Here is a 24,086-nt window from a genome sequence, read left to right on the forward strand (position 1 = left end):
GAGTGGGAATGGGGCTTAGACACCCATATCAAAACCGGTAACTCTCAACCTTTCAAGGTCATGTGTCAGATCAAGTCGCGACTAATACAAATAACGGTATTTACGACGTTCCTACCTTTTTGCGCTGTTTCTGGGCTTTGTTGAATAATTTAAAATACTGATTTAAATGGGTATTATAAAATTTTAACGACTAAATTTTACTACCGTAATGCTTTTTATTGTGCTAACTATTTGATTTATCGCTCTAACAAAATACATTTTCTGTACATGCATCCCACCTAAAGAAGTTGTAAATCAAAACGTTAAATTATTCAACAACGCCCTGTTTCTGATGCATTTTTAGCCAAAGCAGCCGCTTGTCGCGCATTGTCGGTGTTCTGTTTCACTGTTGCCGTCAACTGTTCCATGCTTGCAGCCGTTTCTTCCAATGCGGAAGCCTGCTGCTCGGTTCTTGACGACAGATCATTACTGCCCACTGAGATTTCGCTGGCCCCGGTATAGATACTGTCAGAACTGGTCGAACGTCTCCCACGGTAGTGATTAAGGAACTTTGCATCTCTTTTAAACGTGAAGCGAGCTGGCCAATTTCATTCTTACTTTCTGCCTCAATGGCCTGCGTAAGATCGCCTCCGGATATCGCACGAATATGATGGATAACGCGGCTCAGCAGCTGGAAGAGAATGCGTTGTAGCAGACCCCACGCGCTTACAACAACCAAAATCAATACCAGCGCTATGCTCCCAATCGTCCATTGCATCGACACAAAGCTGGAGAGATTTTCACGCTGCCCGGCACTGACCAACATATTATTCTGCTCCCTCCAGGTGTTATAGCTCTGCTCTAAATTGTCTTGCGCCAGTTGAGCATCAAGATTGCCATAAGCGTCATAGTCGCCACGTTGCAGATACTGGATCGACATTTTAAAAATATCATGCAGTTGGCGAAAATCATTCTCTACTTTTTTAGCAATGGCATCGCTTTGCCCTTCGAGTCGGGGGGAAGACTGATAGCGATTAAACTGTTTTTCGGCCGTATCAAGCGTCGTGCTGGCGGTTGCCAGGAGCGCATTGATTGCCGCAATGGATTTCTCATCTTTCTGGTTTTTCAAAAAACGGATGGCCACGCGAGTGATGACAACGCGAGTCTTAACAAGTGATTGAAAACTATCAGTAAGCTGTTCTTGCTGAAAGTTCAAGATTTCAGATTTTTGAAAGTTTTGCTTATCGTTATTTACTGAGGAGTAAAACAGTATGCTGGTGATTATCTGTAATAAAATAAAGACAGCAAAGGCAATCGAAATCCCTGTGATGACTTTAACGTTTTTGAACATGGTTCGCCTCTTTGGTCTAGGAATAGATGCCTAGAGGCAATATCGTCAATAAACCGCGTTTCTTGATTACATTTACGCAACACAGTCATGGGTATCAAAAATAATGAAACACGCTCATCATCATGATAAACATAGCAATTACACTGCACTGAGTTCATTTTGGTCAAAGAATACGTTATTAAAAATTAACATTCTCATTAACAAACATCAAAGATTAAAATAACAGACTGAAATTTAAGTAAAAAAAACACGCACCGGCCTAGAAACTTAAATAAAATTAATGTGTCATTTTCCTAATTATTTCCTTCACTTCCAGCCCATGCTCAGAATTTTTCTGCATCCTTTGTACAAAAACCCGCTGGTAGAGCCATGCATCTATGCACTTTTTCACATCAGCTTTATCCGATTGGCAGTGGAATTCGAAGATCATCCTTTTTTCTTTTGAAAACAACACTAAACTACTTTCAAACTCGAGGAAATCAAGATCTTCTATCTGGTAGGCAGTTTTAAACGCAGAGCAGATGTAATGTATATCCATATAATATCCACCTATATTTGTATAACTTCACATTGCTATATAGCACAAATAGCCATAAAGCGTGTATCTTAATCATTTTATTGTGATACACATTTAGTTTGCGTTGAGAGATGAGATTTCTTTCCTAGAAAACTCGGCGGTAAGTTAACAAATTCAGGCCATCCCCTATCAACACGCCCTACCATCCCCATAAATGCAATCCCAAAGAAAGGAGACAATACCGAATGATGACATCAATATTTTTAAATGGTATTTAATCTCAATTCACAGACTAAAATCAATAATAAAACCCTCTCTTCATTATCAGCACAGGTCTTACATCATTCAAGATGCTAAGGAAAATGAATTCCCAACATGTGCTCTCGAGAATCCCATTTTATCAGCGGTTATTGCTGAATGTTTTGTTGTGCCGGTGTGCACAACGCCAGCAACCCCCGCATGATCGTATTTCCGAGTGAATCAGTATTGAGTGTATCTTCGCCATACCTTACGGCCTCTTGGATATTACCGAGGAGATAATTGATGATAACACACAATATTTTAGGAGAATAAAAGGCATCATTGAGATCCATGCACATATTATTCATCTGCATTGCTTTATCTAAATCCCCTTGTTGCACCAGATGACAAGCATAGTAATAATACACCTCGGCAACAGTGGGTGATAATAACATGGCTAAATGAAATTTACTTGCTGCTTACTTGTTATTTTCAGCGCAAAGCAATAACCCTTATAAAGAAAGGGCAATGACGTTATTAGGCTCAATCGCTAATATCTTGCCGACAATGATCATCATTTCATGTCGGACACTTTCATAATCCATCAAGCCCAGATTGGCTACCGCATAGTAAGAACCTATCCCAATAGGATTTTATTCCAGACAATGATGCCGCAGGTATAGCCAAGCGACTTAATTTTGATTACACCATATGGACTGAGAACAAACTCTCTGTATCGCAACCCATCTCTCTTTTTTTGCTTTTTGCTTGTGCCCATTTATGCTCAATTGGGTTAAGATCTGGCGAATATGTAGGCAAATACTCCACCATATACCCTGCATCGATGATGACTTGTTGAATATTATGTTTTTTGTGAAAAGTGGCATTGTCCATCATGATTACACTGTTTTTAGGGAGTACTGGGATAAGGACTTGTGTGACCCAGGCATAGAAAACATCGCTGTTAATATTGATATCAAATAATCCGATAGCAAACAGCGTTGTGCCTAATAAAGCGCCGATAACATTTGTTCTTCCCCTAGCTCCCCAGTTCTTCAGGCCAAAACACCGTTGACCTTTTGGGGAATAGCCGTGAGTCCGTGGGGTATCGTGTGAAAAACCACTTTCATCAATAAAAACAATAGGTTTACCTTCTTTTTCATACTGTTGTTTTTTTTGTTGAAATCCCTGCCGGGCGTTTTCGTCGGCTTTCGGATGACGTAGAGTTTTTTTTATAGCCAAGCGACATTATTTTGATAACAGCCAGCTATGCTTCTTTGCCGCATATCAGGGCATAGGATGTAATCATTTTTAAGTCGGTTGGCTATAGTGTCAATTTCGAAGTGGCCAGGCTCTTGTTTAAGCTCGGCTTGAGCTGGGCGATACTCAATACCAACACGGTTGGGAATAGGGCCTGATTTGAGGTTTTCGGCATTGTACCTGTAACGTTTTCCCTGATGAGGAAGTTGCTGATATAGCTAAACGACTTAATTTTGATTACATTATTTAAATGAGCTATTCAATTGATTTTAGACGTAAAGTGATATCTACACGGAAAAACGAAGGGTTGAGTATCCGAGAAACAGCGAAGCAATTTCGGATTGGCCCTGCCTCTGTATCGCGTTGGATTAATCAAATAGAGTCAAAAGCATCGACCACGCGTCAGCGAAAGATCGATAAATCCGAGTTGATAAAAGATGTTGAACAATATCCAGATGCTTACCAAAAAGAACGTGCAGAGCGTTTTGGCGTTTGTCAGAAGGCCATTTGGCAAGCGCTTAAAAAGCTGGGATTGACCTATAAAAAAAACTCTACGTCATCCGAAAGCCGACGAAAACGCCCGGCAGGGATTTCAACAAAAAAAACAACAGTATGAAAAAGAAGGTAAACCTATTGTTTTTATTGATGAAAGTGGTTTTTCACACGATGCCCCACGGACTCACGGCTATTCCCCAAAAGGTCAACGGTGTTTTGGCCTGAAGAACTGGGGAGCTAGGGGAAGAACAAATGTTATCGGCGCTTTATTAGGCACAACGCTGTTTGCTATCGGATTATTTGATATCAATATTAACAGCGATGTTTTCTATGCCTGGGTCACACAAGTCCTTATCCCAGTACTCCCTAAAAACAGTGTAATCATGATGGACAATGCCACTTTTCACAAAAAACATAATATTCAACAAGTCATCATCGATGCAGGGTATATGGTGGAGTATTTGCCTACATATTCGCCAGATCTTAACCCAATTGAGCATAAATGGGCACAAGCAAAAAGCAAAAAAAGAGAGATGGGTTGCGATACAGAGAGTTTGTTCTCAGTCCATATGGTGCAATCAAAATTAAGTCGCTTGGCTATATGTAGGCAAATACTCCACCATATACCGGCTTTGTTGAATAATTTAAGATACTGATTTATATAAGCATTATAAAATTTCAACGACTAATTTTTCCTCTCGGAATGCTTTTTATTGTGCTAACTATTTGATTTGTCGTTCTAACAAAATACATTCTCTGTAAATGCATTCTAACTAAAGAAGATGTAAATCAAACGGTTAAATTATTCAACAAAGCCCCATATACCCTGCATCGATGATGACTTGTTGAATATTATGTTTTTTGTGAAAAGTGGCATTGTCCATCATGATTACACTGTTTTTAGGGAGTACTGGGATAAGGACTTGTGTGACCCAGGCATAGAAAACATCGCTGTTAATATTGATATCAAATAATCCGATAGCAAACAGCGTTGTGCCTAATAAAGCGCCGATAACATTTGTTCTTCCCCTAGCTCCCCAGTTCTTCAGGCCAAAACACCGTTGACCTTTTGGGGAATAGCCGTGAGTCCGTGGTGCATCGTGTGAAAAACCACTTTCATCAATAAAAACAATAGGTTTACCTTCTTTTTCATACTGTTGTTTTTTTTGTTGAAATCCCTGCCGGGCGTTTTCGTCGGCTTTCGGATGACGTAGAGTTTTTTTTATAGGTCAATCCCAGCTTTTTAAGCGCTTGCCAAATGGCCTTCTGACAAACGCCAAAACGCTCTGCACGTTCTTTTTGGTAAGCATCTGGATATTGTTCAACATCTTTTATCAACTCGGATTTATCGATCTTTCGCTGACGCGTGGTCGATGCTTTTGACTCTATTTGATTAATCCAACGCGATACAGAGGCAGGGCCAATCCGAAATTGCTTCGCTGTTTCTCGGATACTCAACCCTTCGTTTTTCCGTGTAGATATCACTTTACGTCTAAAATCAATTGAATAGCTCATTTAAATAATGTAATCAAAATTAAGTCGTTTAGCTATACCAACCACGTTATCCAACACGTCGCCCACCGTTTGCAGGTTCTGATCCTGCATGCGTTGTTTATTCACGATGGTAATGGATTGCGGAATATCACGCGGACTTAACAGCAAGCGTGTCCCCGCTGAGGTCAATTTGGTGCTGTAATCGCCGGTTACATCCTGCCCCGCAGCCCCCCCTGTGGCGGTAACCACCAGCGTGTCACCACTCTTTTTACCCGGTGATGAGACAGATTGCGCAGCGCTCTGGTGGGTGTTATCACCCACCGCAGTGCTGGTCTGTGCCGCCCCCGCTAAAGCGGGCCACAGTGCAGTGCCCACACACAGCGCCAAAACAGAAAAACCACTTACCAATTCCATTGTCTGAACCGGCTTCGCGCAGCCAAACATCTTTCCTTTCATAACGATCCCTTAAGCGTGCCTCATGCTGACACGACACCGTTTTACCTGGCTATCATCGGTTTAACGCCCGACAATGGTCGTGCCCCTGAAGCACAAATCGACTTATTGAGTCCATATAATATTAGATAATGAGAATTATAGTGATAAGGATTTGCATTTAATATGTAAATAGGGTTTACCTGTTGGCAAGGTTTTCCCTGCCAACAGGTCGTTAATGGGCTTGTTTACGCAGCAGATAAATAAAGTGAGGTGCACCGATAAAGGTCGCCAGCAGGCCAGCAGGCACCTGATTAGGAAACAGGATCATGCGTCCTGCCCAATCGGCCAACAGCATCAATATGCCGCCAATCAGTGCGGAACAGCAAAGTTGAGTGGCCCCACCGTCAAGGTTGCCATCGCGGTCAGCACCGATGCCAACAGCAAAATCAGCAAGCGCACTGGAGTGACGGCAACGCCCAACGCCTGAGCCGTTACGCTGCCCAACGGCAAAATGCGCAACCAACGTTGGCACAAGGGCACCATTAGCGCCAACACCAGTGCCACACCCGCGGTGTTGATCGCCTGCTCAGATTCAACGCCGTAAGTCGAACCAGAAATCCACGTGATTACGCCGCTCATGCGCGGATCGCCGCTCGCCAGCAGCAGCGTAAGCACGGTGGAAAATGCGGTAATAAGAGCAATCCCGGCCAATAGCATGCGCTGTGTGGAAAACCCGCCGCGACTGGCGATGCTGATCATCACCAGCAGAGTCAACGCCGCACCCGCGCTGCCCGCAGGCAACTGCCATGCGCTGGTGTCTCCCGGTATCAGGAACAGCAACAGAATAACCCCGGTCGCTGCGCCCGCGCTGATACCCAATACTTCCGGGCTGCCCATCGGGTTAGCCGTCAGTTTCTGGATCAGTGTACCCGCCATTGCCAGCATCATACCCGCCGTAAGTGCCGCCACCGCGCGCGGCCAGCGCCAGGGTAACAGCTGTGCCAGTTCCTCACCGCGGCTCCATTGCCAGCCTTGTGCGCCTTTACCCAGCATCAGCGCTATTGCCAAAGCACCCAGCAACAGCATTATCCCTGCCAGCAGCCAGCGGCCCCAGCGGGGTTCCACGGCGTTACGCTCTCCAGATGGCACCAACGCAGGCTGGTGCATAGTGCGTAAGCGCGGCAACAGCCACAGCAGCAAGGGGGCGACAATCAGCGCCGTCAACGCTCCCGTCGGAACTTCACGCCAGACGCGGGTCAGCCACAGCACGGTTTGATCGGTCAATCCCAGCAGCAGCGCCCCTAATAATGGCGCCAGCCAGAGCCGTTGCCACAAGCGACGAACTCCCAGCATGCTGGCCAGCAACGGGGTAAACAGGCCAACAAAGCCGATAATTCCCGCCACGTTGACCAGTTGAGCGCTGAGGAAAATCGCGACACCGAGCGTGGTTAAGCGCGCCAGCACCAGGCCCAATCCCAGATTACTCGCCACGCCATCATCCAGTCCCAACAGCGTCAGTGGACGCAACAGCAGCAACGCCAGCGCAAAACACACCAGCAACCGGGGAAACAGAAACGCCACGCGGCTCCAATCCTGCTGGTTAAGCATGCCGCTGCTCCACAAAAACAGGTTTTGTAGCTGCTCATGGTTAAACAGCACCAGCAGTTGATTGACGGCAGCACAGTAAAAACTCAGCACCAATCCAGCAAGCAGCAACGTAATCGGCGACATCTGCTTGCCCCATGAGAGGCCAAACACCAGTACGCCGATACCGAGCGCCCCCGCCATCCACTGCTGCGCGACCTCGCCGCCTGGCAGCATCCATAAGGTTGCCACCGTCACCCCGAGCTGAGCGCCGGTGGCAATGCCCAGCGTAGCCGGTTCCGCGAGCGGATTGCGCAGCACCTGCTGAAACAGCAGTCCCGCCAACCCCAGTCCCGCCCCGACCAGCAGCGAGAGCGTCATGCGAGGTAACAGGCTGTAATGGAACAACAGTTGGCGTAAGTCATCCGTTTCGGGGCTGGCGACGGCCAGCCACCACGCTGCCACTGGCAACGCGTGGCGCAGATTGACGGCCATCATCAACAGCAACACCGCCAGCATGCCAGCCACTATCAGCACCGCGCCGGAGCGCTTAGGTATTGATGTCATGGCGAGCCTCCAGCGCATCCTGCAATACCTGACAAAAACGCATTGCCGACAGCTTGCTGCCATACAGCCACACCGCCGGTACGCGCTGCCAGCGTCGCTGGCGCACAAACGGCAGTGCCTGCCATAACGGGCTGCGTGCTACCTGCGCCATCATGGCCTCGTCACCGTGACCAAAACAGATGGCGTTGGCATCCTGAATGTCCGCCAGACGCTCAACGCCCACCACCACGCTGCCCCAGAAACTGGTTTCCTCACGCCAGGCGTTTTCAATGCCGAGTTCATCCATCACTTCCTGAAACAGGCTGTTCTTCGCGATAATCAAGACGTGCGTGCTGTCGATAAAAGAGAACAGCAACAGCGGACGACGGGTGTAGGGTTGAAACTGCACCTTGGCCTGCTGCATAAAGGTTGAAAAGGTGTACAGATGCTGTTCCGCGGCGTCGGGAATGGCTAACCGTTGGGCCAGTTGGCGCAGCGACGCCTTTGCCATGGTCATCGGCCGTCCGGCGTCGTTCATCAGCATAAACGGCTAGGTTACTGACCAAACATCTCTTTGATCCAGTCAGCGACACCGCTGTCATTTTGCTGAGCAGGCGTTTGTTGCTGCTGTTGCGCGCTCTGGCACAGCGCCTGTGGGTTTTCCGTCCACACCGGCAATGCCCGGCCTGCGCTGCCATTACAGATAAACTGGCCGCCGCCATCGACGGTCATGGTCGCAATACCTTCCGGCGGCGTCAACATCAGCGCCAGCGGCGTCTGGTTTTCCAAATAACGACGATACAGCGTTAACGCACCGTTGGCACCGTTCAGTTTCGCCGGACCGTTGTTATCGCGCCCCACCCAGGTTATTGCCACTTCTTTGCCATCAATACCGGCAAACCAACTGTCGCGCAGATCGTTGGTGGTCCCGGTTTTCGCTGCCAGATGGTAATTGCGGAACTTCACCGCCAATGAGCGTGACGTTCCGCGCTCAACCACCTGCTGCATGCCATACATCGTCAGGTACGCCGCCTGCGCCGGCACCGCACGTTCAGCCTGTGGGAAGCTTTGATACAGCACGCTGCCGTCTTCCGCAATCACCGAACGCAGCGCCGACAACGGCGCGCGATTACCGCCGCTGGCGATGGTTTGATATTCCTGCGCCACTTCCATCGGTGTCAGGCTGATGGCCCCCAGTAGCATAGCGGGCACCGTTTGGATAACCTCTTTTGGGATACCCAAACGTTGCAGCGTATTGCTAATCTGCTCCAGCCCAACCGTCATCCCCAGATTGACCGTCGGCACGTTCAGCGAGTTGGCTAATGCATCCACCAACATCACGCGTCCACGGAACTGGCGATCGTAGTTGTTCGGTTGCCACACCTGCCCGTTCGGCTGCTTGAGCGAGAGCGGCTCATCCGCCAACCAGGTATTGAGACGGAAAGTATCCGGCTGGCTCAACGCGGTCAGGTAAGTCGGCGGTTTTGCCAGTGACCCCACAGGACGACGCGCCTGCAGCGCACGGTTAAAACCGGCGTATTGGGTTTGAGCACCACCTACCATGGCGCGAATTTCACCGCTAAAGCGATCGACAACCACCATGGCCGATTCCAGATCGCTAACGTTGCGCGCCGCGCGCAGCGCCGGAACCCCCTCTTCCACTGCTTTTTCAGCCGCATCCTGCGACACCGGATCCAGCGTGGTGAAAATTTTCACGCCGGAAAGATCTTTTACCTTATCCCCCAGGCGTTGCTGCAACTCCTGGCGCACCAACTGCATAAAGGCAGGTTGCGGAGTGATCACGCCCCCTTTCGGCTGCACCCCTAACGGGCGAGCGCTCAGCATGTTGTAGAGATCTTCGTCAATAATCTGTTGATTTTGCAGCAAACGCAGCACCAGATTACGCCGTTCTAGTGTCAGTTGCGGGTTACGCCACGGGTTATAAAGCGAAGCGCCTTTTACCATGCCGACCAACAGCGCCTGCTGATCCAGACTCAGTTCATTAACCGGACGACCGAAGTAATAGAGGCTGGCAAGCGGGAAACCACGAATCTGATCGTTGCCGCTCTGACCGAGATACACTTCGTTCAGGTACAGCTCAAGAATACGATCCTTACTGTAGCGGTAATCCATGATCAGCGCCATATAGGCTTCGTTCGCTTTACGCCACAAGGATCGTTCATTGGTGAGAAACAGGTTTTTCACCAACTGCTGCGTCAGGGTACTCCCGCCTTGCACCGCACGGCCTGCCGTGATGTTCGCCAGAAAAGCACGGCCAATAGACAGGAATCTGATGCCGTCATGCTGATAAAAATGGCGGTCTTCGGTCGCAACCAGCGTATCAACCAGTAAATCAGGGAAACCGGAACGCTGCACGAACAGCCGCTGCTCCCCGTTGGGGGATTGCATCATGGTGATCAGACGCGGATCGAGGCGGAAGAAACCAAAATTACGTTGGTTCTCCAGGTTTTGGATCTGCGCCAGACGATCGTTGGTGAAGATCAGTCGGGCGTTGATCTGCCCTTCCTTGCCATCGGGGAAATCGAACGGGCGGCGAAGTATATCAATGGTATTGCCACGCACGCTGAATTCACCCGGCCGGGTGATACGCGATACCTGACGGTATTGCATCCCTTCCAGCAGGCTGATCATCTCTTTCTGGCTGTAGGACATGCCAGGCTCAAGGTTCACCATTCGACCATAAACGGCCGCAGGCAGTTGCCACACTTTGCCTTCGATTCGGCTGCGAATCTGGCTGTCAAGATAGACGCCATACAGCGCAAGCACCACGGCGAAGACCAGCGACAGCTTGATGAACAACCCAAGCCAGCGTCTTTTTTTAAGCGGTTTTTTGCTAATCTCGTCCTCATCGTCGTACTCATCGTACTCGTCGTCTTCTTCATCAATGTCATCCTGATAGACGTCATCCTCTTCTTCATAGTCATCCCTTCGACTACGACGCCGGGTCGCCTGAGGGCGCGGCGGTTTTCGTCCTGACGCTCTTCCTTTGCGTCCGATAGGTTCACGATCGTCCTGTGACATTGCGGTTACTTCTCCGTCAGGTTAATGACAATAACAGCTCCACGATAGACGTAGGCGCTGACTGTCGTCGCTTACTCTGTTGTTCCGCCCGGTTTCAGAAAAGCAGAACCGTCTGAAATACGTTGCACTACCGTATCAGAGCGTTTGGTATTTCTTCGTGCGCCGCGTCGGCGCAGTATTGGCAGGATCGTCCGGCCATACGTGTTTGGGATAACGCCCTTTCATCTCTTTTTGCACCTCGCGGTACGCGCCTTGCCAGAACGCGGCCAGATCGCGCGTGATCTGCAAAGGTCGGTGCGCCGGAGAGAGCAGTTCCAACACCACGGCAACGCGCCCTTCTGCCACCGTGGGGTTCTGCCGCTCACCAAACATCTCCTGCATACGCACCGCCAGCGCTGGCGGCTGATCGTGATGATAGCGCAACGGCAGATGGCTGCCGCCCGGTGCGGTATAATAGCGCGGCAGCGCGCTTTCCAGCCGCTGTCGCAGCGGCCAATCCAGCAGGCGCAGCAACGCCTCGTAAAGGTCAATCTGTCGCAGTGTACGCACATCTCGCACACCGTGCAGCGAGGGCAGTAACCAGGTATCCAGCGTTGCCAGCAAAGCGTCATCGTCCATGGCGGGCCAGCCGCCCTCGGCGAGCCAACGCTGCGCGCAAGCCACGCGTATCCGCAGCTGTTCCGCGTCGTTTTGCCAGTTGAGTGCGGCCAGCCCCTGCTCGCGTACCCAGTTGAGCAGCGCCTGCTGCATCGCCTCATCAGAGGGCTTATTCAGCGGTTGGTGACGCAGCGTCAGGCAGCCAATGCACTCACGTCGACTGGCGCGCAGGGTACCTTTTTCTTCATCCCAGTGCACGATGTTCTGTTCTGATACCAGGTCAGGGCGCTGCGTGATGAGCGCATCAATATCAATGGGCAATGCCAGCGTAATACGCGCATCAGCGCTCTGGGTTCCTTCCGATAACATCAGTATCGGTGCAATCAGCCACTCCTGCGCCGCCAGCGGCTCATCCAATGGCAAGCGTGCGCCCAACCCGCTCGCCAACTGATAACGACCATCGGCGCTGCGCCGTTGGGCAATGCGATCGGGATAGGCAAACGCCAACAGCGCAGGCAATGCGGCAACGTGCTGTGGCTCGCGCCAGCTCGCCGATTTTCCCGCCAGACGCGTCATCAACTGTGCGGCACGCTGCCGCCAAGAGGGCGACGGTCGTGCAAGCAAACGTTCAATATCCAGCGGCCCCATACGCGGCGGTTCTTCCAACAGCGCCGCCAGCAGACAGGCGGTAGCCTGCGTCGGCGCATCCTGCTGTACGGTGCTGTGCAGCATCGCCGCCAAACGAGGCTCGATGCCCAGTCGGGCGATATTGCGTCCGCGGGTGGTCAGTTTCCCAGCATTGTCGGTTACCTGCAATTGCGTCAGCAAACGACGCGCAGCCTCAAGAGCAGGCATCGGCGGGGTATCCAGCCAGATGAGTGAATCAACGGAGGTGCAACCCCATTGCAGCAGTTCAAGCCAGACGCTGCTCAAATCGCTGTTTAACATTTCCGGGCTGCTTTGTGCGGCGGTACGCTCCGCCTGATCTTTAGCGCACAGATGAAAACAGAGGCCCGCTTCCAGTCGTCCGGCGCGCCCCGCCCGTTGCGTCATTGATGCCTGACTGATGCGCTGCGTCACCAAGCGCGTCAGCCCGCTTTTCACATCAAATCGGGCAACACGCTCCAGTCCACTATCGACCACCAGCCGAATACTTTCAATGGTCAGGCTGGTTTCGGCAATATTGGTGGACAACACCACTTTACGCCGCCCCGGCGCGGCAGGGAGAATCGCTTTCTGCTGGTCGGCAAGCGTCAGCGCACCGTACAGTGGGCAGACGTCCACATCGTTGGTAAGCGTCTCTTGCAGCATAGCGTCAACCCGTTTGATCTCAGCAACGCTAGATAAAAACACCAACACCGATCCGGGCTGTTCCGTCAGTAAACGGCGAATCTGCCGGGCGATGCCCTCTTCCAGCCGTTCCTGGTTGCCCAACGGCTGATAGTGGCGATCCACCGGAAATGCCCGCCCCTGTGACACGACCGTCTCCGCCGTCGGTAATAACGCCGCCAGACGCGCGTTATCCAGCGTGGCGGACATAATGAGCAACGCCAGATCCTCGCGCAGACCCTGCTGAACATCGATCAGCAGCGCCAATGCCAAATCTGCCTGTAAGCTGCGCTCATGAAATTCATCCAAAATAACCAGCGACACGCCCGTCAGTTCGGCATCCCGTTGCAGCATGCGTGTCAGCACCCCTTCGGTGACAACTTCGATGCGCGTCTGAGGGCCGACGCGCGTTTCAGCGCGCATGCGGTACCCGATGGTGCCGCCCGGCGTTTCACCCAGCTGTTCCGCCAGGCGCCATGCCACGTTTTTGGCCGCTAACCGCCGCGGCTCAAGCAAAATGATCCGGCCAGAGAACCCGCCCATTTCCAGCAATTTTAGCGGTAGCCAGGTGGATTTCCCCGCCCCAGTAGGTGCGTGCAATAACACCTGAGGCGCACGGCCTAACGCGTCAATCACCTCATTCAGCACGGCGCTGACCGGCGGTAAACTCACAGTATTCTCCTCTACAGCACAGTGATGGCCGCTTATCTCTCTGACAAAACGATCTATTTATAATGAGATCCTGTCACACCGCCATGTTCGCACAAAATAGCGTTTTGCGCGAAAGCGGTGGTTGTCGCCTTCGAACCGGCATTGTATAGCCAAGCGACTTAATTTTGATTACACCATATGGACTGAGAACAAACTCTCTGTATCGCAACCCATCTCTCTTTTTTTGCTTTTTGCTTGTGCCCATTTATGCTCAATTGGGTTAAGATCTGGCGAATATGTAGGCAAATACTCCACCATATACCCTGCATCGATGATGACTTGTTGAATATTATGTTTTTTGTGAAAAGTGGCATTGTCCATCATGATTACACTGTTTTTAGGGAGTACTGGGATAAGGACTTGTGTGACCCAGGCATAGAAAACATCGCTGTTAATATTGATATCAAATAATCCGATAGCAAACAGCGTTGTGCCTAATAAAGCGCCGATAACATTTGTTCTTCCCCTAGCTCCCCAGTTCTTCAGGCCAAAACACCGTTGACCTTTTGGGGAATAGCCGTGAGTCCGTGGGGTATCGTGTGAAAAACCACTTTCATCAATAAAAACAATAGGTTTACCTTCTTTTTCATACTGTTGTTTTTTTTGTTGAAATCCCTGCCGGGCGTTTTCGTCGGCTTTCGGATGACGTAGAGTTTTTTTTATAGGTCAATCCCAGCTTTTTAAGCGCTTGCCAAATGGCCTTCTGACAAACGCCAAAACGCTCTGCACGTTCTTTTTGGTAAGCATCTGGATATTGTTCAACATCTTTTATCAACTCGGATTTATCGATCTTTCGCTGACGCGTGGTCGATGCTTTTGACTCTATTTGAGGCTTTGTTGAATAATTTAACCGTTTGATTTACATCTTCTTTAGGTAGAATGCATGTACAGAGACTGTATTTTGTTAGAACGACAAATCAAGTAGTTAGCACAATAAAAAGCATTACGGCTGGAAAACTTAGTTGTTGAAGTGTTATAATAATTATGTAAATCAGCATGTTAAATTATTCAACAAAGCCTCTATTTGATTAATCCAACGCGATACAGAGGCAGGGCCAATCCGAAATTGCTTCGCTGTTTCTCGGATACTCAACCCTTCGTTTTTCCGTGTAGATATCACTTTACGTCTAAAATCAATTGAATAGCTCATTTAAATAATGTAATCAAAATTAAGTCGTTTAGCTATAGCATCCTCGGTTATCCGCGTAGAGAGAGAGCCATGTTGAGCACACGCCGCCTGTTTTTTGCCTTGTCCTTACCCGATTCACTGGCGCAAACGCTGGTTCAATGGCGTGCCCAGCATTTTGCCCCGGAGGCGGGACGACCGGTCGCTGCCGCCAATATGCATATGACCCTGGCCTTTTTGGGTGACGTGAGCGAGCAAAAAGAGCGTGCCCTTCGGCTGCTGGCCAACAGGATCCGCCAGCCCGCCTTTCAGTTACAGCTTAACGACGCAGGCCAGTGGCCGCGCCCCGGTGTGGTGTGGCTGGGCTGTCGTCAGGCACCGCGCGGTTTGCTGCAATTGGCTGCGCTGCTGCGATCTCAAGCGGCACGCAGCGGTTGCTACCAAAGCCCGCAACCCTATCACCCGCATATCACACTGTTGCGCGGTGCCACGCGCCCCGTGGCGCTTCCCACTGCCCATTTTGACTGGACGTTATCTGCCGAGCGCTTTGCCCTGTATGAATCTCGCTGGGAACAGGGAAAAACCCGCTATCAACAGGTCGCAGAATGGCCGTTAACCCACCATAACGCAGGATAACCGGATGAACTTTACACCACCGCTCAAACCGGCACGGTTGATTAAGCGTTACAAACGCTTCTTTGCCGATGTGGTTACGCCCGAAGGAGAAACCTTTACGCTGCACTGTGCCAATACCGGTGCAATGACGGGGTGCGCCACGCCGGGTGATACGGTGTGGTACTCCACCTCGGATAATCCCAAGCGTAAATACGCGCACAGTTGGGAACTGACAGAAACAGCACAGGGGCATTGGATTTGTGTCAATACGCTACGCGCCAATCATCTGGTGCATGAAGCGCTGCTGGCACAACGCATTCCTGAGTTGGCTGGCTACCGCCAGATCACCCCTGAAGTGAAATACGGCACGGAGAACAGCCGTATTGACCTGCTGTTACAGGCACCGGGGCAGATTAACTGCTATATTGAGGTGAAGTCAGTTACATTATTGCAACAAACACCGTTGCATATGCCGCCTCACCAGGGATTTTTTCCCGACGCCGTGACGCTGCGTGGACAAAAGCACCTGCGCGAATTGATGCAGGTAGCCGAAAATGGCGAACGTGCAGTGCTGTTTTTCGCAGTTCTGCACTCTGGTATCGCCGAGGTTGCGCCTGCACACCACATCGATGCCCGCTATGCAGAATTATTTTGCGAAGCGCGGCAAAAGGGGGTTGAAATTTTTTGCTATGGCACCACATTATGCCCTGACGGTATTACGCTCACGTACCCGTTGCCGTTAACCGTAACGCGATAAAGACGGTAGGTGTCTTTACCTGTTGTTTATTATCGGATGTGACGACGAGGTTCCTGGCACCTTATCAGGCCTGTGACAGGAATTATTGCCAACCCCATTTCCATCTGCTATTTACAGCGGCCTGTTTTTCTCCCCCCTTAGGGATCGATAGTGCGTGTCGTGTTATGTAGGAGAAGCAACATGCAAGAAGAGCAAAACCGTAAGACATCTTCTCTGAGCATTCTCGCAATTGCCGGAGTGGAGCCGTACCAGGAAAAGCCGGGCGAAGAGTACATGAACGACGCCCAATTGGCTCATTTCAAGCGTATTCTTGAAGCATGGCGCAATCAACTCAGGGATGAAGTGGATCGCACCGTTTCCCATATGCGCGATGAAGCAGCCAACTTCCCTGATCCGGTCGATCGCGCCGCACAGGAAGAAGAGTTCAGTCTAGAACTGCGTAACCGTGATCGAGAACGCAAGCTGATCAAAAAGATTTCCAAAACACTACAGAAAATCGAAGACGAGGACTTCGGCTACTGTGATTCTTGTGGTGTTGAAATTGGTATCCGTCGCCTGGAAGCGCGTCCTACCGCCGATTTATGCATTGACTGCAAAACACTGGCGGAAATCCGCGAAAAACAGATGGCGGGATAATCTCACAGTAGGGCGGAAAAGCTGTTCCGCTTTACGTTTTTGCCATAGCGTCATCTCCCGGCACCGAATGCGGGAGTGACATGCAGGCCTTGTTCACCCCTATGCCTGATACCCATCGTTATACCGGCCGTTTTGCCCCATCGCCTTCCGGCGATCTTCATTTTGGTTCTCTGATCGCTGCATTAGGCAGCTATCTACAGGCACGCGCCCATGGCGGCCGTTGGCTGGTGCGCATTGAAGACATCGATCCGCCACGCGAAGTTGCTGGTGCGGCAAGCCGCATTCTTTCACAGTTGGAACACTACGGTTTGCAATGGGATGGCTCAGTGCTTTATCAGTCCCAACGGCATGCGCGTTATCTGGAAGTGCTGGCCGCACTGAAAGCCCGCCATCAGTGCTACTACTGCGATTGCACACGCCAACGCATTCATTCACTGGGCGGACAGTATGATGGCCATTGCCGTACGCGCCAATTGGGCTCCGCCCGCGCTGCGCTGCGTTTGCGCCAAGACAACCCGGTATTGCACTTTCACGACAGGCTGCGCGGAGAGCTGTATGCCGACCCGGCGCTGGCGCAGGAAGATTTTATCATTCACCGCCGCGATGGATTATTCGCCTATAATCTTGCCGTTGTGGTGGATGACCACGATCAAGGGGTAACGGAAATTGTGCGCGGCGCAGATCTGATCGCCCCCACAGTCCGGCAGATCGCACTCTATCAACAGCTAGGCTATCCGGTGCCGGATTACATCCATTTACCGCTGGCGCTCAACGCGCAGGGAAATAAGCTTTCCAAGCAGAACCACGCGCCTGCACTACCGGATGGCGATCCGCGTCCGGTACTGTTAAGCGCGCTGCGCTTTCTGAATCAACCGGTGCCGGCGCATTGGCAGGATATGGCGTTACCGCTCCTTTTACAGTGGGCCGTTAACCATTTGTCACTTGCGTCTATAGCCTAAATTCGTCGAGTGGCAGGAAGGCGGCAAACCCGTGACAAATCGGCCGGAAGCAGATTTGAATGCCGCGTGCGGCGGCCTCATAAGAGGTGATGTCCTGGGATGGGCCGAATAATGAGCGTCGCCAACGCACCTGCGGCATGAAGTATGGCGGAGATATCCCGTTAATCGGAGCATCCGATGTGGCTGAGGCAACATCGGCATTCTCAAAGGTGGCGCGGTGAGCTATGATTAGCCGCTATTTTTTGTTGTACCGTTATTTTTTCATCACTATCGAGGTGTACCATCTTTACCCGAGTCGCTAATTTCTGTCGCAAGGTACTCAGCCGCGACAATGACGTGGCCACCGCGGAGCCCGTGCGTCAGGCCATGACCGTGATTCCGCGCGACCAGCATACCCTTTCGCGCAGTGATATCAGCGAAAATGCGCTGAAGGTACTCTATCGCCTGAACAAATCAGGCTATGAAGCCTATCTGGTTGGCGGCGGCGTCAGAGATCTGCTGCTGGGGAAAAAGCCAAAAGATTTCGATATCACCACCAATGCGACGCCGGAGCAGGTGCGTAAATTATTTCGCAATTGCCGCTTGGTTGGCCGCCGCTTCCGTCTCGCTCACGTGATGTTTGGTCCTGAAGTGATTGAAGTCGCGACCTTTCGCGGTCATCACGAGCAGCATCAGGAGCAGCAGCTAAAAACCACCTCTCAGCAAGCCCAGAGCGGCATGCTGTTACGTGATAATATTTTCGGCAGCATTGAAGAAGATGCGCAACGTCGCGATTTCTCCATTAATAGCCTCTATTACAGCGTCGCCGACTTCAGCGTGCGTGATTACACCGGCGGGTTGAACGATCTGCGCCAAGGGGTGATCCGGTTGATTGGCGATCCGGAAACCCGCTATCGGGAAGATCCGGTACGCATGCTGCGCGCCGTGCGTTTCGCCGCCAAACTGAACATGACCATCAGCCCGGAAACTGCCGAGCCGATTCCGCGTCTGGCGACATTGCTGCACGATATCCCCGCCGCACGCTTGTTTGAGGAATCGTTGAAGCTGTTGCAAGCGGGTTACGGTTACCCGACGTACCGTTTGCTGTGCGAATACCAACTGTTTCAGCCGCTGTTCCCACTGATCAGCCGCCATTTTACGCCTAACAGCGATAGCCATCTGGAAAAAATGGTGGCGCTGGTGTTAAAGAACACCGACCAGCGGCTGCAAAATGACATGCGCGTTAACCCGGCATTTTTGTTTGCCGCCATGCTGTGGTATCCGTTGATCGAGCATGCACAGAAACTGGCGCAAGAAAGTGGATTAACCTACTTCGACTCCTTCGCACTGGCCATGAACGATATTCTGGACGAACAGTGCCGCTCCCTTGCCATTCCTAAACGCATCACCTCGTTAGTGCGTGATATCTGGCAGTTGCAGTTGCGCCTGTCGCGCCGTCAGGGCAAACGCGCCTACAAGCTGATGGAGCACCCGAAATTCCGTGCTGCCTACGATTTGTTGAGCCTGCGCGCCGAAATAGAGCGTCAGCCAGAGTTGCAACGTCTCTCTCAATGGTGGGGAGAATTTCAGGTCGCCACGCTGCCGCGCCAGCAAGCCATGCTCAGCACGCTGGACGATGGCCCTACGCCTCATCGCCATTCCCGACGCCGTAAGCCGAGTGCGCCGCGCCGAGAAAGAACCTCGTGACACGCGTTTATCTGGCGCTGGGTAGCAACATGGCGCATCCGCTACAGCAGGTTAACTCCGCGCTGGCGGCGCTGGATACGGTGCCACACACCCGCGTGCTGTGCTGCTCACCGTTTTATCGCAGCCGTCCGTTGGGTCCGCAAGATCAGCCCGACTATCTCAATGCCGTGGTGACATTGGACACCACGCTCGCGCCGGAAATTCTGCTCGATCACACCCAAGCCATTGAGCAGCAGCATGGCCGCGAACGCAAAGCGCACCGCTGGGGGCAGCGCACGCTAGATCTGGATATTCTGCTGTATGGCAATGAAACCCTGCACACCCCGCGTTTAACCGTGCCTCACTACGACATGAAAAACCGGGAATTCATGTTGTACCCGCTGGCCGATATCGCCCCGGATTTGCACTTTCCTGACGGTGAAGCACTGGCATTGCGCCTGTCTGCCGTGCCACGCAATGGTATGACGCTGTGGGATGCGCAAGACTGATATCCCTTACGTCGCATTTCCCCCCTTCAACGACTATGCCTTAAGGGACTATGCCTTAAGGCAGGCTTCCTTTAAGATGCTCTCCTGACTTTTTCGATTCTGGGAGGCTGCCAATGAAACCGACAACCCTGACCTACCTACGCAAGTGTAAGCAGGAGAAGCTTAAATTCGCGACCATTACCGCTTATGACGCCAGTTTTGCCCGCTTATTCTACGACAATGGCATTCGAGTGATGCTGGTAGGGGATGCGCTGGGCATGACGTTACAAGGCCATGATTCCACGCTGCCAGTCACTGTCAGTGACATTGCCTATCACACCCGCTGCGTACGGCGCGGTGCCCCTCTATGTCTACTGCTTGCCGACCTGCCGTTTATGGCTTATACCACGCCAGAGCAAACATTTACTAACGCGGCGGAAGTGATGCGCGCCGGTGCCAACATGGTAAAACTGGAAGGCGGCCAATGGATTTCTCCCACGGTGAAGATGCTGACCGAGCGCGCGGTGCCGGTATGTGGCCATCTGGGATTAACACCGCAATCGGTGAATATTTTCGGCGGCTACAAAGTTCAGGGACGCGATGAGGCTGCGGCGGCGCAATTGCTGGATGACGCGTTAGCGCTGGAGGCGGCGGGAGCCCAACTTTTGGTGTTGGAATGCGTGCCCGTGCCGCTGGCCCAGCGTGTCACCGAGGCATTGTCGATCCCGGTTATCGGCATTGGCGCAGGTAACGTCACCGATGGTCAAATTCTGGTGATGCACGATGCGTTCGGCATCACCGGCGAGAACACGCCCAAATTTGCCAAAAACTTTTTGGCACAAAGCGCCGACATCCCCGCCGCCGCGCGTCTTTATGTGCAGGAAGTTGAGCAGGGACTTTACCCTGCCGAGGAACATTCGTTCCGTTAAATTAACGTTTTCGCTACCTGCCGAGCGGTTGGCCACAGGTAGTCACTACCACAGCAGATATTGCAAACATAATGAACATTGCCCTAAATAATTCGAGTTGCAGGAAGGCGGCAAGTGAAGGACAAATCTGTCTGGAACAGATTTGAACAGCGCCTGCGCTCGCCCGCAGGGTAAATCTCAGGGATGAGATTCATTTATCCCGATGCGCTTACTCAGGTAAGTGATTCGGATGAGTGAGCGCAGCCAACGCATCTGCAACGTGAAGGATGACGGGTACAAAGGAGCAAGACCGTGTTGATTCTTGAAACCCCTTTGCTATTACGCCGTGAGATTCGCCGCTGGCGTCAAGAGGGGAAACGCATTGCATTGGTGCCCACCATGGGCAATCTGCATGACGGACACATGACGCTGGTAGACGAGGCGCGGGCACGCGCCGATATCGTTATTGTCTCCATTTTCGTCAACCCGATGCAGTTCGATAAACCCGACGATCTGAAACGTTATCCACGCACCTTGCAAGAGGATTGCGAAAAGTTAACCCGCCGTAACGTGGATCTGGTGTTTGCACCTTCGCCAGAGGCGGTCTATCCGCATGGGCTGGGCCAGCAAACGTTTGTCGAGGTACCGGGGCTGTCTGCCATGCTGGAAGGCGCCAGCCGTCCGGGCCATTTTCGCGGTGTGGCAACCATTGTCAGCAAGCTGTTTAACATGGTACAACCCGATATCGCCTGCTTTGGTGAAAAGGATTACCAGCAGCTAGCGCTGATTCGCCAAATGGTACGCGACATGGGCTACGACATTGATATCGTCGGTGTGCCGATTGTTCGCGCACCGGACGGGCTGGCACTGAGTTCGCGCAACGGTTATCTTAGTCCGGAAGAGCGCCAGTCGGCGCCCGCGCTAAAACGCATCATGGATCAGATGGTTGATCAACTCAGCAACGGCGATCGTCAGCTTGAGGAGATAGTCACCCGTGCCGCAGAAGAGTTACGCGAAGCCGGGTTCACGCCCGATGAGCTCTACATTCGTGATGCGGATACGCTGCAAGAACTGACCGTAGCCAGCACGCGGGCGGTGTTATTGATGGCAGCCTGGCTGGGTAAGGCCCGCTTGATTGATAATCAGCAGGTCGTTCTGGTCGATTGACTGGCATGACAGACATTAACTGAGGTAACCGACAGTGATACGCACCATGCTACAAGGTAAGCTGCACCGGGTAAAAGTCACCCAGGCAGATCTCCACTATGAAGGCTCCTGCGCCATCGATCAGGATTTCATGGATGCAGCGGGCATTCTGGAATACGAAGCCATCGATATCTACAACGTGGATAACGGAGCGCGTTTCTCTACCTATGCCATTGCGGCAGAAAGAGGATCACGCATTATTTCTGTCAACGGGGCGGCGGCACGCTGCGCCTGCGTTGGTGACAAACTGATTATCTGCTCCTATGTACAGATGTCAGACGAAGAAGCACGCACGCACCACCCGAAAGTCGCCTATTTCTCCGGCGATAATCTGATGTCGCGCCAGGCGAAGGCGATTCCGGTTCAGGTCGCCTAAAAGCTACGGGGCCAGTAGGCCCCGTTTTTTTTATCAACTCCGCAGACCACGTCCGCTTTCAATCAGCCACCACGCCAGCACATAAAATACCAGAATAAACACCGACAACACCGTCATGGTGAAGGCTAGCGGTACATCCTGAATACCGAGAAAACCAAAGCGTAAGCCGCTTATCATGTACACCACGGGGTTGAGCTTGGACACCGCTTGCCAAAATGGCGGCAGCAGCGTCAACGAATAAAACACGCCGCCAAGGTAGGTTAACGGCGTTAGCACAAACGTCGGAATAAGGCTGATGTCATCAAAGGTTTTGGCAAATACCGCATTGAGCAATCCGGCCAGCGAGAACAGTACCGCGGTCAGCAACAGCGTCACCACCACCACCCACCAGGCATGCACATGCAGCGGAACAAAAAACAGCGACACCGCCGTGACCAGCACGCCGACACATACGCCACGGGCTACCCCGCCCCCCACGTAACCGGCAATAATGATGTGTGTCGGAACGGGCGCCACCAGCAGTTCTTCAATATTGCGCTGGAATTTGGCACTGAAGAAAGATGCTGCGACGTTGGCATAGGCATTGGTGATCACCGACATCATGATGAGCCCAGGCACGATAAACTGCATGTAATCGAAACCGTGCATTTCGCCAATACGGGAGCCAATCAGGCTACCGAAGATAATGAAATAGAGCGTCATGGTGATCACTGGCGGCACCAGCGTTTGTATCCAGATACGACTGAAGCGGTTGATCTCTTTGGTCCAGATACTTTTCAAGGCGACCCAATATAACTGCGTCATGCTTTTTTCGCCTCCCCGCTGGTCTTCACATGCTTCATCTTTTCACCGTTCACCATGGAGACGAACAGCTCTTCCAGACGGTTCGCCTTGTTACTCATACTCAAAATTTGGATCCCTTGCGTGCTTAATTGGCTGAAAACACCATTGAGTCCCTGTTCACGCATTACGTCCACTTCCAGCGTTGAGGTATCGGTCAGGCGGTGGGCATACCCCTCCAGCTTGGGCAGCGGGCTTTTCGGCGCGAGATCGAGAATAAAGGTTTCCGATTGCACATTCGCAAGTAATGCCTTCATCGAGGTGTTTTCCACCAATTCGCCATGCTGAATAATGCCGATATTGCGGCACAGCATTTCCGCTTCTTCCAGGTAGTGCGTGGTGAGAATGATGGTGGTGCCCTGCGCGTTCAGCGCCTTGAGGAAACCCCACATGGAACGACGCAGTTCGATATCCACCCCGGCGGTCGGCTCATCGAGAATCAGCAGTTTGGGTTCATGCATCAGGGCACGTGCAATCATCAAACGGCGCTTCATCCCGCCGGAGAGCATGCGTGCCTTTTCCTGACGCTTTTCCCACAGATCGAGCTGCTTGAGGTATTTCTCCGCCCGTTGCAGGGCGTCCTGACGCGACACGCCATAGTACCCCGCCTGATGGGTAACGATTTGCAGCACCGTTTCAAACGGGTTGAAGTTAAACTCTTGAGGCACCAGCCCGAGTTGGCGCTTGGCGTTAACGATGTCGCGCTCCAAATCGTAGCCGAAAACGCGCACCTTACCGGAAGATTTGTTTACCAGTGAGCTGATGATACCAATCGTGGTCGATTTCCCTGCGCCGTTCGATCCCAGCAGCGCATAAAAATCCCCAGCCTCCACGCGCAGATCGATACCGCGCACTGCCTTGACGCCCCCAGGGTACGTTTTGGTCAGTTTCTCCAGTTCCAGTGCATATGTCATAACAAGTTAACTAGCC

General features: G+C 51.8%; 25 protein-coding genes and 1 pseudogene. 11 read left to right on the plus strand and 15 right to left on the minus strand.

Annotation, left to right across the window (positions count from 1 at the left end):
- Nucleotides 1-394: 394 nt before the first annotated feature.
- From ACQGXV_RS02900 to ACQGXV_RS02910, 3 genes are all read right to left on the minus strand, one after another.
- The gene (locus ACQGXV_RS02900) at nt 395-1,330 is read right to left on the minus strand and encodes a Tar ligand binding domain-containing protein (RefSeq protein ID WP_440864823.1); all 936 of its coding nucleotides are present in this window, start codon (nt 1,328-1,330) and stop codon (nt 395-397) included.
- A 924-nt stretch (nt 1,331-2,254) separates the two neighbouring features.
- Nucleotides 2,255-2,542 carry a hypothetical protein gene (locus ACQGXV_RS02905; RefSeq protein ID WP_440864824.1) on the minus strand — a complete coding sequence of 96 codons (288 nt, stop codon included), beginning with the start codon at nt 2,540-2,542 and terminating at the stop codon, nt 2,255-2,257.
- Nucleotides 2,543-2,789: 247 nt separating this feature from the next.
- Entirely contained in the window at nt 2,790-3,329 is a 540-nt protein-coding gene (locus ACQGXV_RS02910) for an IS630 family transposase (protein WP_440864825.1), read from the minus strand.
- A gap of 268 nt (nt 3,330-3,597) precedes the next feature.
- Here ACQGXV_RS02910 and ACQGXV_RS02915 point away from each other — a divergent pair, with 268 nt between their 5' ends.
- Nucleotides 3,598-3,963 (plus strand): IS630 transposase-related protein, encoded by a 366-nt coding sequence (locus tag ACQGXV_RS02915; protein WP_440862584.1) that lies wholly within the window; start codon nt 3,598-3,600, stop codon nt 3,961-3,963.
- Nucleotides 3,887-4,498, plus strand: a complete 612-nt coding sequence (locus ACQGXV_RS02920) for an IS630 family transposase (protein ID WP_440867188.1) — start codon at nt 3,887-3,889, stop codon at nt 4,496-4,498. Before ACQGXV_RS02915 ends, ACQGXV_RS02920 begins: the two co-directional genes overlap by 77 nt.
- 150 nt (nt 4,499-4,648) lie before the next feature.
- Here the strand turns inward: ACQGXV_RS02920 and ACQGXV_RS02925 are convergent, their stop codons facing one another.
- The 10 genes and pseudogenes from ACQGXV_RS02925 to ACQGXV_RS02970 form a co-directional block, all read right to left on the minus strand.
- Nucleotides 4,649-5,068 carry a transposase gene (locus tag ACQGXV_RS02925; RefSeq protein ID WP_440867190.1) on the minus strand — a complete coding sequence of 140 codons (420 nt, stop codon included), beginning with the start codon at nt 5,066-5,068 and terminating at the stop codon, nt 4,649-4,651.
- Nucleotides 4,992-5,357, minus strand: coding sequence for an IS630 transposase-related protein (locus tag ACQGXV_RS02930; RefSeq protein WP_440862584.1), 366 nt, complete (start codon nt 5,355-5,357; stop codon nt 4,992-4,994). The genes ACQGXV_RS02925 and ACQGXV_RS02930 overlap by 77 nt, the downstream gene beginning before the upstream one ends.
- A complete protein-coding gene (locus ACQGXV_RS02935) occupies nt 5,358-5,792 on the minus strand; it encodes a hypothetical protein (RefSeq protein ID WP_440864826.1) in 435 nt (144 codons plus the stop codon).
- 211 nt (nt 5,793-6,003) lie between these two features.
- A pseudogene (gene fhuB / locus ACQGXV_RS02940) lies at nt 6,004-7,922 on the minus strand (Fe(3+)-hydroxamate ABC transporter permease FhuB).
- Nucleotides 7,906-8,439: a Fe(3+)-hydroxamate ABC transporter substrate-binding protein FhuD gene (gene fhuD, locus ACQGXV_RS02945; RefSeq protein WP_440864827.1), complete on the minus strand. Its 534-nt coding sequence runs from the start codon at nt 8,437-8,439 to the stop codon at nt 7,906-7,908. Before fhuD ends, fhuB begins: the two are co-directional and overlap by 17 nt.
- Before the next feature lie 17 nt (nt 8,440-8,456).
- Nucleotides 8,457-10,943 (minus strand): bifunctional glycosyl transferase/transpeptidase, encoded by a 2,487-nt coding sequence (gene mrcB / locus ACQGXV_RS02950; RefSeq protein WP_440864828.1) that lies wholly within the window; start codon nt 10,941-10,943, stop codon nt 8,457-8,459.
- A gap of 135 nt (nt 10,944-11,078) precedes the next feature.
- On the minus strand, nt 11,079-13,541 hold the full coding sequence (gene hrpB, locus ACQGXV_RS02955) for an ATP-dependent helicase HrpB (RefSeq protein WP_440864829.1): 2,463 nt from the start codon (nt 13,539-13,541) through the stop codon (nt 11,079-11,081).
- A 168-nt stretch (nt 13,542-13,709) separates the two neighbouring features.
- A complete protein-coding gene (locus ACQGXV_RS02960) occupies nt 13,710-14,243 on the minus strand; it encodes an IS630 family transposase (RefSeq protein ID WP_440867179.1) in 534 nt (177 codons plus the stop codon).
- Nucleotides 14,167-14,439: an IS630 transposase-related protein gene (locus tag ACQGXV_RS02965; protein ID WP_440867192.1), complete on the minus strand. Its 273-nt coding sequence runs from the start codon at nt 14,437-14,439 to the stop codon at nt 14,167-14,169. Before ACQGXV_RS02965 ends, ACQGXV_RS02960 begins: the two co-directional genes overlap by 77 nt.
- A gap of 132 nt (nt 14,440-14,571) precedes the next feature.
- On the minus strand, nt 14,572-14,730 hold the full coding sequence (locus ACQGXV_RS02970; RefSeq protein ID WP_440864830.1) for a helix-turn-helix domain-containing protein: 159 nt from the start codon (nt 14,728-14,730) through the stop codon (nt 14,572-14,574).
- 69 nt (nt 14,731-14,799) lie between these two features.
- On the opposite strand from ACQGXV_RS02970, the gene thpR reads away from it, so the two are divergent.
- The 9 genes from thpR (at nt 14,800) to panD (ending at nt 22,316) form a co-directional block, all read left to right on the plus strand.
- Complete coding sequence (gene thpR / locus ACQGXV_RS02975) at nt 14,800-15,342, plus strand: RNA 2',3'-cyclic phosphodiesterase (protein ID WP_440864831.1); 543 nt, start codon at nt 14,800-14,802, stop codon at nt 15,340-15,342.
- 4 nt (nt 15,343-15,346) lie between these two features.
- Complete coding sequence (sfsA, locus tag ACQGXV_RS02980; protein WP_440864832.1) at nt 15,347-16,078, plus strand: DNA/RNA nuclease SfsA; 732 nt, start codon at nt 15,347-15,349, stop codon at nt 16,076-16,078.
- A 180-nt stretch (nt 16,079-16,258) separates the two neighbouring features.
- Nucleotides 16,259-16,714 (plus strand): RNA polymerase-binding protein DksA, encoded by a 456-nt coding sequence (dksA, locus tag ACQGXV_RS02985; protein WP_196905643.1) that lies wholly within the window; start codon nt 16,259-16,261, stop codon nt 16,712-16,714.
- A gap of 80 nt (nt 16,715-16,794) precedes the next feature.
- Nucleotides 16,795-17,673: a tRNA glutamyl-Q(34) synthetase GluQRS gene (gene gluQRS / locus ACQGXV_RS02990; RefSeq protein WP_440864833.1), complete on the plus strand. Its 879-nt coding sequence runs from the start codon at nt 16,795-16,797 to the stop codon at nt 17,671-17,673.
- Between the two features lie 282 nt (nt 17,674-17,955).
- The gene (gene pcnB, locus ACQGXV_RS02995) at nt 17,956-19,359 is read left to right on the plus strand and encodes a polynucleotide adenylyltransferase PcnB (protein WP_222161130.1); all 1,404 of its coding nucleotides are present in this window, start codon (nt 17,956-17,958) and stop codon (nt 19,357-19,359) included.
- Complete coding sequence (folK, locus tag ACQGXV_RS03000; RefSeq protein ID WP_440864834.1) at nt 19,356-19,847, plus strand: 2-amino-4-hydroxy-6-hydroxymethyldihydropteridine diphosphokinase; 492 nt, start codon at nt 19,356-19,358, stop codon at nt 19,845-19,847. Before pcnB ends, folK begins: the two co-directional genes overlap by 4 nt.
- Before the next feature lie 113 nt (nt 19,848-19,960).
- A complete protein-coding gene (panB, locus tag ACQGXV_RS03005) occupies nt 19,961-20,755 on the plus strand; it encodes a 3-methyl-2-oxobutanoate hydroxymethyltransferase (RefSeq protein ID WP_440864835.1) in 795 nt (264 codons plus the stop codon).
- 291 nt (nt 20,756-21,046) lie between these two features.
- Entirely contained in the window at nt 21,047-21,901 is an 855-nt protein-coding gene (gene panC / locus ACQGXV_RS03010) for a pantoate--beta-alanine ligase (protein ID WP_440864836.1), read from the plus strand.
- A gap of 34 nt (nt 21,902-21,935) precedes the next feature.
- Nucleotides 21,936-22,316, plus strand: coding sequence for an aspartate 1-decarboxylase (gene panD, locus ACQGXV_RS03015; protein WP_222157838.1), 381 nt, complete (start codon nt 21,936-21,938; stop codon nt 22,314-22,316).
- Nucleotides 22,317-22,349: 33 nt separating this feature from the next.
- Here the strand turns inward: panD and ACQGXV_RS03020 are convergent, their stop codons facing one another.
- Both ACQGXV_RS03020 and ACQGXV_RS03025 read right to left on the minus strand, forming a co-directional pair.
- Nucleotides 22,350-23,120, minus strand: coding sequence for an ABC transporter permease (locus ACQGXV_RS03020; RefSeq protein ID WP_440864837.1), 771 nt, complete (start codon nt 23,118-23,120; stop codon nt 22,350-22,352).
- A complete protein-coding gene (locus ACQGXV_RS03025) occupies nt 23,117-24,070 on the minus strand; it encodes an ABC transporter ATP-binding protein (RefSeq protein ID WP_440864838.1) in 954 nt (317 codons plus the stop codon). Before ACQGXV_RS03025 ends, ACQGXV_RS03020 begins: the two co-directional genes overlap by 4 nt.
- Between the last annotated feature and the right edge of the window lie 16 nt (nt 24,071-24,086).

The organism is Symbiopectobacterium purcellii, from assembly GCF_052050035.1.
Taxonomy (GTDB): domain Bacteria; phylum Pseudomonadota; class Gammaproteobacteria; order Enterobacterales; family Enterobacteriaceae; genus Symbiopectobacterium; species Symbiopectobacterium purcellii_A.